The 8,346-nt window shown below is 60.2% G+C and carries 8 protein-coding genes and 1 tRNA gene; 2 read left to right on the top strand and 7 right to left on the bottom strand.

What is annotated here, in order from left to right; all coding sequences use genetic code 11:
• Positions 1–172 precede the first annotated feature (172 nt).
• Positions 173–249: transfer RNA gene (locus GGD46_RS28000), tRNA-Arg, on the bottom strand.
• A 120-nt stretch (positions 250–369) separates the two neighbouring features.
• Complete coding sequence (locus GGD46_RS27995) at positions 370–1,530, bottom strand: M20 aminoacylase family protein (protein WP_184710030.1); 1,161 nt, start codon at positions 1,528–1,530, stop codon at positions 370–372.
• A 192-nt stretch (positions 1,531–1,722) separates the two neighbouring features.
• On the opposite strand from GGD46_RS27995, the gene GGD46_RS27990 reads away from it, so the two are divergent.
• Positions 1,723–2,889: a D-alanyl-D-alanine carboxypeptidase family protein gene (locus GGD46_RS27990; RefSeq protein ID WP_313206339.1), complete on the top strand. Its 1,167-nt coding sequence runs from the start codon at positions 1,723–1,725 to the stop codon at positions 2,887–2,889.
• Between the two features lie 116 nt (positions 2,890–3,005).
• On the top strand, positions 3,006–4,199 hold the full coding sequence (locus tag GGD46_RS27985; protein WP_184710028.1) for a GTP-binding protein: 1,194 nt from the start codon (positions 3,006–3,008) through the stop codon (positions 4,197–4,199).
• Between the two features lie 59 nt (positions 4,200–4,258).
• Here GGD46_RS27985 and GGD46_RS27980 read toward each other — a convergent pair whose 3' ends face one another.
• The 5 genes from GGD46_RS27980 to GGD46_RS27960 form a co-directional block, all read right to left on the bottom strand.
• Positions 4,259–4,492 carry a sulfurtransferase TusA family protein gene (locus GGD46_RS27980; RefSeq protein ID WP_184710026.1) on the bottom strand — a complete coding sequence of 78 codons (234 nt, stop codon included), beginning with the start codon at positions 4,490–4,492 and terminating at the stop codon, positions 4,259–4,261.
• Positions 4,485–5,780: a murein L,D-transpeptidase family protein gene (locus tag GGD46_RS27975; RefSeq protein WP_184710024.1), complete on the bottom strand. Its 1,296-nt coding sequence runs from the start codon at positions 5,778–5,780 to the stop codon at positions 4,485–4,487. The genes GGD46_RS27980 and GGD46_RS27975 overlap by 8 nt, the downstream gene beginning before the upstream one ends.
• Positions 5,781–6,105: 325 nt before the next feature.
• The gene (locus GGD46_RS27970) at positions 6,106–7,059 is read right to left on the bottom strand and encodes an acetyl-CoA carboxylase carboxyltransferase subunit alpha (protein WP_184710022.1); all 954 of its coding nucleotides are present in this window, start codon (positions 7,057–7,059) and stop codon (positions 6,106–6,108) included.
• A gap of 63 nt (positions 7,060–7,122) precedes the next feature.
• Positions 7,123–8,079: a site-specific tyrosine recombinase XerD gene (gene xerD, locus GGD46_RS27965; RefSeq protein ID WP_184710020.1), complete on the bottom strand. Its 957-nt coding sequence runs from the start codon at positions 8,077–8,079 to the stop codon at positions 7,123–7,125.
• 14 nt (positions 8,080–8,093) lie between these two features.
• Positions 8,094–8,309, bottom strand: a complete 216-nt coding sequence (locus tag GGD46_RS27960; protein ID WP_184710018.1) for a hypothetical protein — start codon at positions 8,307–8,309, stop codon at positions 8,094–8,096.
• Positions 8,310–8,346 lie beyond the last annotated feature (37 nt).

Genomic DNA, 8,346 nt, shown 5'->3' with positions numbered 1-8,346 from the left:
TCTGGGCATACTCGCCAACACCATCAAGCCAGAAGAGTGCGCCAACTACTTCTCAAACGCAGGCTACGCTTCCGTCAAAACATGAAACGCTCTAGTTTGTGAAGCGCTAGCAAATTCGGGTGAATTATCGCGGATGAAATTGTATTCTCAGGCGGTAGTGAATTTAAAATAATGGTGATCTCGACGCGATTCGAACGCGTGACCCCCAGATTAGGAATCTGGTGCTCTATCCTGCTGAGCTACGAGACCACTCGGGATGATCCATACAAAAGCAAAGGCCCGAAGCCAAGCCCTTTTACGTCCTCGGGACAATTCGCTTTTGCGGTGCCGTGCGCCCTTATGTGGCGCACGGGTATGGGTGGCGAAGCCTCAGGCGTTGAGGCGCTGTTCGGCAAGCCGCACCCAGTAGGAAATGCCGTGGGCGATGGCTTCGTCGTTGAAGTCGTAAGCCGGGTTGTGCAGGCCTGCCGTGTCGCCGTTGCCGACGAAGATGAAGGCGCCGGGGCGGGCGAGCAGCATGTAGGAAAAATCCTCGCCGCCCATCATCGGGTCGATATCGGCGATGACATTCCCGGTGCCGGCGATTTCCTCGGCGACGGCGATCGCATGATCGGTCTCGTCGGTATGGTTGAAGGTGACCGGGTAGTTGCGCTGGAACTCGATCTCGACTTCGGCATCATGGCTTGCCGCGATGCCGGAAACAATCTGCTTGAAGCGCTGTTCGGCGAGATCGCGCATTTCCGGATCGAGCGTGCGAACGGTCCCGGCAAAGCTCGCCTCGCTCGGAATGACGTTCTGCGCGTGGCCGGCGTTGAACATCGTCACGGAGACGACGACCGATTTCAGCGGATTGGCGCTGCGTGAGGCGATGAGCTGCAGGTTGGAGATGATCTGCGTGCCGATGGCGATCGGATCGATCGTCCGGTGCGGCATGGCTGCGTGACCGCCCACGCCCTTGATGGAAACGGTGAATTCGTCCGTCGCCGCCATGATCGCGCCCTTGCGGATGGCGAAATGGCCGACCGGCAGGCCCGGCATGTTGTGCATGCCGTAGACTTCGGCGATTGCGAAGCGCTCCATCATGCCGTCCTTGACCATGGCGTCGCCGCCGGCGCCGCCTTCTTCGGCAGGCTGGAAGATGACGGCGATATTGCCGTTGAAGTTGCGGTTCTCGGCGAGATATTTCGCAGCGCCCAGCAGCATGGCGGTATGGCCGTCATGGCCGCAGGCATGCATCTTGCCCGGTGTTTCGGAGGCCCAAGGCTTGCCTGATATCTCGGTGAGCGGGAGAGCATCCATATCGGCGCGCAGGCCGACCGTACGCCCTTCGCCCTTGCCGCGGATCAGGCCGACGACGCCGGTGCGGCCAATGCCGGTCACCACCTCGTCGACCCCGAAGGAGCGGAGCTTTTCAGCGACGAAGGCGGCGGTGTTTTCAACCGCGTAAAGAAGCTCCGGCCGCGTGTGGATGTAGCGGCGCCACTCGGTTACTTCGCCCTGGAGTTCTGCGGCTCTGTTCAAGATCGGCATGCTGATTTTCCTGCTGCTCAATATCGATTCTGGTTCAACTTGCAGGCCCGTCGGACAGCCTCTGCCAGTTTGTCGCGGCCTGTGCCGCATGCCACCGGCAAATAAGTCGTCAATCGCCTTTGCCTTCTCCTAGCCATATAGGTTAAATAGACGAAGCTTTCGAGAAAATTCCGGACTTCTGAAGGATAGATCGTGCCGACGAAGCAGAATCGTTTGTATGCCGCCCTGCGGCTTGTCCCTGTGGCCGCAGCAGCATCCATGCTTTTCGTGTCGACCGCACAGACGGCCGGAGCCAATCCGCATATTCTCGTTGATGTCAGCACTGGCCGCGTTCTCGATCAGCAGGAGGCGTTTCGCCGCTGGTATCCTGCTTCGCTTACGAAATTGATGACGAGCTACGTCACTTTCCGGGCCCTCCAGTCTGGCCAGATCAAGCTCGACACGCCAGTCGTCATGTCGAAGCTTTCGGCCTCGCAGCCGCCGGCCAAGATGTACTTCAAGCCGGGCCAGAAGATGACGCTCGACAATGCCTTGAAGATGATGCTGGTCAAATCGGCAAACGACCTTGCGGTGGCCGTTGCCGAGACCGTTGGCGGCTCGCAGCCGAACTTCGTGGCGCGGATGAATGCGGAGGCTGTGCGCCTCGGCATGCGCGACTCGCATTTCATCAACCCGAACGGCCTGCCCGGCAAGGGCCAGTATACGACGGCGCGTGACCTTGCCATTCTGAGCGTGGCGCTGCGCCGCGAGTTCCCGCAATATGCCGGCTATTTCTCGCTGGAAGGCTTCACCAACGGCGTCAAGCAGGTGCCGAATATCAACATGCTCATCGGCCGCTTCAATGGCGCCGACGGCATGAAGACCGGCTTCATCTGCGCGTCCGGCTTCAATCAGATCGCGTCCGCGACACGCAACGGCCGCACGCTGATCTCCGTCGTTCTCGGCACAGACAGCCTGGCGGCGCGCGCCGACGATTCGGCCAATTTCCTGGAAAAGGGCTTCCAGAATCAGCTTAACGGCAGCGACACGCTGGCGACCCTGCGGCCGACTGCGCCATTGTCGAATGAGGTCGCCGATGTCACCGCCGACATCTGCAGCGCCAAGGGCGCGCATGCCCGCAGCGAAACCAAGGATCCGTTCGGCCGCACCAAGGTCCAGTCGCCCTATATCCATGAAATGGATCATGAGCCCAATTTCATCTATGCCGGCCTGATCGGTGGGCAGGACGTCGCGACCGCCGTCAAGGGCGACACGGACGACGCCACCGCCAAAGGCGACAAGGCAACCAAGGACAACAAGATCGCCATCTCCGGACGGGCGGCCAATGTGCCGATCCCCGTGCCGCGCCCCACTTTCTAGAGCATTTCCGCTTCAAGCGGAGCAGCGGAAATGCCCTATCTCTTTGTCTTGCGCAATTCCAGACGCAAAACCGCTGCGCACTTTTGCTGGAATTGCTTTAATATCGGATAGTCATCATGAGCGTTTCGCAGCAAAGAGTGCCGGTTGCCATCCTGACGGGTTTCCTCGGTGCGGGCAAATCGACGCTGCTCAATCGCATCCTCAAGGATGAGGATATGCGCGACGCGGCCGTCATCATCAACGAGTTCGGCGATGTCGGCATCGACCATCTGCTGGTGGAAAGCTCCGGCGATTCCATCATCGAACTGTCCGATGGCTGCCTGTGCTGCACCGTGCGCGGCGAGCTGGTGGATACGCTGGCGAATCTCATGGATGCCATGCAGACCGGCCGCATCCGTCCGCTGAAGCGCGTCGTCATCGAAACGACCGGCCTTGCCGATCCGGCGCCCGTCATGCAGTCGATCATGGGCAACCCGATCATCGCCACCAATTTCGATCTGGACGGCGTCATCACCATTGTCGATGCGGTTAACGGGCTGCAGACGCTCGACAATCATGAAGAGGCGCGCAAGCAGGTTGCGGTTGCCGATCGCCTGATCGTCTCCAAGACTGCGATTGCAGGTGCCGTGCCGGAGGCCCAGCTCGAAAGCCGGCTGCGGGCGCTCAATCCGCGGGCGCAGATCATGAATGCCGACAGCGATGAAGCCGGCCGCGCCGCCATTCTCGTCAACGGCCTTTACGATCCTGCCTCGAAGATCGCCGATGTCGGCCGTTGGCTGCAGGACGAGCTGGAGGCGGACGAGCATCACCACCATGATGATGACCACGATCATCATCACGACCATCATCATGATGACCATAGTCATCATCACCGCCACCATGGACACCACCACGGTCATCGGCACCAGCATGGCCATGACGTTACGCGCCATGACGGATCGATCCGGTCGTTCTCGATCGTCGAGACGCAGCCCATCGATCCCATGGCGCTGGAGATGTTCATCGATCTGCTGCGGTCGGCGCATGGCGAAAAGCTGCTGCGCATGAAGGCGATCGTTGCCGTCTCGGACCGGCCGGAAAAGCCCGTCGTGCTGCATGGCGTGCAGAATATCTTCCATCCGCCGGTACGGCTGCCGGCATGGCCTGATCCGGAAGACCGGCGCACGCGTATGGTTGTTATCACCAAGGACCTGCCCGAAGACTTCGTGAAAGGCCTGTTCGACGCCTTCCTCAGTAAGCCGCGCGTCGATACGCCGGATAGGGCAGCGCTGCAGGACAATCCGCTCGCTGTTCCGGGGATGCGCTTCTAAAGCATGTCGCGCCAAGTGTGCCGCGGTTTTGCGGCCACGACGCGCTTTAGCCGCTCTGATCAACCCTTGCGGATGGTGAAGCGGTGGCCGCTTTCGGTCTTCTCGCTGGCGAGAAGCGTATGGCCTTTTTCATTGCAGAGATGCGGAATGTCGATGACGGCAAGAGGATCGGTCGTTTCCACGGCCAACGTCGCGCCGCTCGGCATGCCGCGCAGGCGCTTTTCCGTCTTGATTGCCGGATAGGGGCACTTCAGTCCGCGCAGATCGTAGATCTCGGCGTCGTGATTACTCACTCTTGGCCCAGAATTTCCAGAATGGCGGCTTTTTCGGCGGCTCGGTCTGTGCCGTTTCGACGGCTGGATTCTGCGCATAGGCGAGCGCGCTGACGGCGGGACCGGAGTTCATCGGGTTCGCCATCGGGATCGGGACATTCGCCGGAACGTTGGATGCGAGCAGCGGGCCGCCAGCTTGCGGTGCAGCAGTACCCGGAGCCGCCGTCGCGAGGCGGATGCTTGCCGTCGTCGTCGGGCTTGCGACGGTGCCGCCGCGCGCGACCTGCTGCGCCGACTGATTGGACATCGCCGACTCGAGGTCCGCGACCTTCATCATCTTGCCGGCGGCAAGTGCGGTGCCTGTGGGAGCATAGGCGATATCGTGGCCCTTACGCTGCTTGGCGACGACAGCCTTACGCTCGGCCTCGCTTGGGTCGTACCAGGCCAAGCCGTCAAACTTCTTCGTGGCCATCGCATAGTCTGCCTGATACTGCTTGTCGTAAGTCGCAAGCGCCACCTGCAGGGCAGGCGGGGTCGTCATGACCGGGCATTTGCCGCCGGCATTGAACGGGCCGCTGGCCTGCTGGTTGAAGACGTATTTCTTCTCGCACACCTCGACCTCGGGCGGCCGTTTGGTCACTTCGAAATTGTCGTAGCCGACCTTCAGCATTTTCCAGAATTCGATATTCGGGCTCAGGCGGTGCTTCCACATGTTTTCCGCCGTCATGCGGAAGGGAAATGCCTCTAGCTGTACTGCTTTCTGGCCGCCCTTGAAGGCGTCGCGCGCGAAAGCATAGATTTCCAGCACCTGCTGGTCGGTCATCGAATAGCAGCCCGACGACGAGCAGGCGCCGTGGATCATCAGATTGTTGCCGCTGCGGCCGTTGGCGGCGTCATACCGGTTCGGAAAGCCGGTGTTGATGGCAAGATAGTACTTCGAATTCGGGTTCAGGTTGGCCGGCGTCAGCATGTAGAAGCCTTCCGGCGCTTGCCGGTCGCCTTCCTTGACCTTGGGGCCGAGGCGGCCAGACCAGGCGCAGATGCTGTAGCTCGCAATGACTTCGAAACGGTTGCTCTGGTTCGCCTTCAGGATCTCCATCGTACCTTCTTCCTTGAAGATACGGATCATGATCGGCGAATTGCGATCCATGCCCTTCTTTGCCATATCGGCAATGATGTGGCTCGGCAGCGGCTGTTCGACCTTGTTCTTTACCTTCGACAGGTCGATCGACGCTGTATCGAGTGCGTCGTTACAGCCAGCGAGAGCCAGCGTCATCATGGAAACATAAGCAAGGTGACGGATGCGCATTCTGACTTGGCCCATAAATGCGAAGAGCGACAGCTCGATCTGTTTCGCCGCTCCCCTCGAAGCATGAAACGGAATCATAAAAGGCTTATACTTGAGAAATCCTTACCAGCCTATGACGTGGCTGAGCCTCGCTGGCAAGTTTTTCTTTGCCATAACGCTTCGATAACAGGAATGTGGCCAAGATTTGGCCCCATTCCCCTTTTGCGATCAAATTCTCAGGCTGCAGCCTACAACATCGGCCCGAAAATCGGGATCGATTTTCGGAAAGCCTGATGCGTAGAGTAAAAGAGATAGAGTGCCGTGCTTCCGAAGGAAGCACGGCACTCTAGAGATTGCGGCCAATATTTAGGAACTTCTGGCGGCGGTCGTTGCGCAGTTGCTCGCCCGAACGGCTGGAAAGTTCGCTCAATGCATTGGCGATGATGTCGCCGGTTGCGGCGATCACGCTCTGCGGATCGCGATGCGCGCCGCCAAGCGGTTCCGGAATGATGCCATCGATCACGCCGAGGCCCTTCAGGTCGTCGGCGGTGATTTTCATGGCGGTCGCAGCTTCCTTGGCGCGAGTGGAATCGCGCCACAGGATGGACGCTGCGCCTTCGGGCGAAATCACGCTGTAGATCGAGTGCTCGAGCATATAGACGCGGTTGCCGACGGCGATGGCGATGGCACCGCCGGAGCCGCCTTCGCCGATGACGATCGAGACGATCGGCACCTTGAGGGCAAGGCTGATCTCGGTCGAGCGGGCGATCGCTTCCGCCTGGCCGCGTTCTTCCGCGCCGACGCCCGGATAGGCGCCTGCGGTATCGACGAGCGTAATCACCGGAATCTGGAAACGGTCGGCCATTTCCATGATGCGGATCGCCTTGCGATAGCCTTCGGGGCGGGCGCTGCCGAAATTATGCTTCAGGCGGCTCTTGGTATCGTGACCCTTTTCCTGGCCGATGATCGCGACAGGCTGGCCGCGAAAACGAGCAAAGCCCGCCTGGATGGCTGCGTCCTCGGAGAACTTGCGGTCGCCGGCGAGCGGCGTGTATTCCGTCAGCAGCGCATTGGCGTAATCGACGAAATGCGGCCGCTGCGGATGGCGGGCGACCTGTGTCTTCTGCCAGGCGTTGAGCTTGGAATAAATGTCGGCGGTCGCCTCGCGAACGCGGATTTCGAGCCGCGTCACTTCGTCGGAAGTGTCGATGCTTTCGTCTTCGCTCGCCAGTTTCTTGAGCTCGTGAATCTTGCCTTCGAGATCCGAGATGGGTTTTTCGAAGTCGAGATAATTGTGCATGAGGTGCGTTTCCGATCCTTTTGCGCGGGACGAGAGAAGGCGGCTTTAGCCAGTATGCCGGTCCTAATCCAGTTTTTTTGCCTGTTTGGCAAGGGGGTGATGCGTTTGCACGAGCTGATGTAGGCGTTCTTCCAGCACATGTGTATAAATTTGCGTGGTCGAAATGTCCGAATGGCCAAGCAATTCCTGCACCACGCGCAGATCTGCGCCGTTCGCCAGAAGATGGCTGGCAAAGGCATGGCGCATGACGTGCGGCGAGATCATGGAGGGCGTCAGCCCGGCGCGGATGGCGAGATCCTTCAGGTCGCGGGCGAAGACCTGGCGCGGCAGATGGCCTTCCCGTGAGGCGGCGGGAAAGAGCCAGGGGCTTTCCGGTGCCGGCTGTTTCGCATTTGCCGCAAGCTCCGCTTGCAGCTGTCCGTAGACCTTCAGCGCGGCAATCGCCGATTGCGACAGCGGTACCAGCCTTTCCTTGTTTCCCTTGCCGCGGATGATCAGGAAGCGCCCTTCATGATCGAGCACCTTGGCCGGCAGGGTAACGAGTTCGCTGACGCGCATGCCGGTCGCATAGAGCAATTCTAACAGCACCAGCATCCTTTGGCGCTGCAGCTGATCAGGTCCTGCGGTCGCCGCCTCGGTTTCGGCCCGGGTCAGGAGGCGAGTGACTTCCTCAACACCCATGGTTTTCGGGAGGGGGCGCCCCTTCTTCGGCGCATCGAGGATTCCCGTAGGGTCGTCCGTGCGCAAGCCTTCCGCATAGAGGAACTTGTAGAACTGGCGCATGGCCGAGAGCCGTCGCGCCTGGGAGGAGGGCTTGAAGCCCTGCGCCGAGAGCGAGGAGAGATAAGCACCGAGTTCGCCCGAGCCCGCATCGGTCAGGCGGACGCTGCGCTCGGACAGGAAGGAGTGGAGATCGTCGAGATCGCGCTCGTAGGATTGCAGAGTGTTGACCGCAGCCCCGCGCTCGGCGCTCATCATTTCCAGAAAGGCTTCCAGATGTGCCCGGCCAAGATCTCTCACGCCAACCCTCTCATTCATTGCTTCAACGAGCCGGTGACGGGTGGATTGCCAGTGGCTGGATTGCCGGTGACTGGATTGCCGGTGACGGGCGGATTGATGCGCTCCGACGGAATGCGAATGGTGATCTCGCGCGGCTGCGGACTGACGAAGAGAGCGAGCGCCCACATTGCCCCATATATCGATCCGCCGATCACCGCGCAGATGACAAGGAAGCGAAACAGGGTCGGCATTCGTACACACTCCTCGTCCCAGTCGAAGGTCTGGCGA

Origin of the sequence: Martinezella lusitana, assembly GCF_014207095.1 — a bacterium.
Lineage (GTDB): Bacteria > Pseudomonadota > Alphaproteobacteria > Rhizobiales > Rhizobiaceae > Rhizobium > Rhizobium lusitanum_B.
The sequence above is the reverse complement of the archived record's forward strand: the minus strand, read 5'-3'. Positions and strand labels throughout refer to the sequence as shown.

Coding starts and splice junctions, on each gene's coding strand:
- GGD46_RS27975 (WP_184710024.1), bottom strand. CDS start 5,780: ATGCGCATCCGTCACCTTGCTTATGTTTCCATGATGACGCTGGCTCTC.
- GGD46_RS27995 (WP_184710030.1), bottom strand. CDS start 1,530: ATGCCGATCTTGAACAGAGCCGCAGAACTCCAGGGCGAAGTAACCGAG.
- GGD46_RS27985 (WP_184710028.1), top strand. CDS start 3,006: ATGAGCGTTTCGCAGCAAAGAGTGCCGGTTGCCATCCTGACGGGTTTC.
- GGD46_RS27960 (WP_184710018.1), bottom strand. CDS start 8,309: ATGCCGACCCTGTTTCGCTTCCTTGTCATCTGCGCGGTGATCGGCGGA.
- GGD46_RS27970 (WP_184710022.1), bottom strand. CDS start 7,059: ATGCACAATTATCTCGACTTCGAAAAACCCATCTCGGATCTCGAAGGC.